The organism is Streptomyces bambusae (genome assembly GCF_019400985.1).
Taxonomy (GTDB): domain Bacteria; phylum Actinomycetota; class Actinomycetes; order Streptomycetales; family Streptomycetaceae; genus Streptomyces; species Streptomyces bambusae_A.
This window is the reverse complement of the sequence record NZ_WTFF01000757.1, coordinates 1-510: the sequence shown is the minus strand read 5'-3', so window position 1 is coordinate 510 and position 510 is coordinate 1. Positions and strand designations below refer to the sequence as shown.

Genomic DNA, 510 nt, shown 5'->3' with positions numbered 1-510 from the left:
CCACCGTCTGCCCCGCGGGGCTGCGGCGTCAGGCGCCGGCGGCAGAGGGCTACGCCTGCGCCATCGCCGCCCCGCACCACCCCACCCTGGCCCCCGCCCAGGACGCCGTCCCGGCGGGCCCCGCCGTACCCATCCTCCGCCTGACGGCCTCCCTCTGCACCCCGGGCCACCCCGCGGCGCAGGGACCCCCGGGCGGCCAGGGCGGCGTGGGCAGTGCCCGCGAGGCGCCGGGCGAGCGGGGCGTCCGTAGCGAGGGCCGGGTGGGGACCGGGGCCGGTGTCGGTGGCGGTGGCGGTGCCGGTGGTCGTGCCGGTGGTCGTGCGGCTGCTCTTGATGACCTTGGAGTTCTCGTTGCCCGGGGAGAGCGTGCTCTGCGTCGGGACGGTCGAGGTGCCGCCGGGCGCTGTTTGGGTGACGCCGGTCCAGCCGATGCCGTAGAAGGCGATTCTCAGGTTGATCTTGTATCCGTAGACGCGGTTGCGCGTGAGCTTGGTTATCGCGGTCTCGGAG

At 75.3% G+C, this 510-nt stretch carries 1 pseudogene; it reads right to left on the bottom strand.

From position 1 onward, the window contains the following. Window positions 1-510, bottom strand: a pseudogene (locus GPJ59_RS36900) (hypothetical protein); the annotation flags it as partial.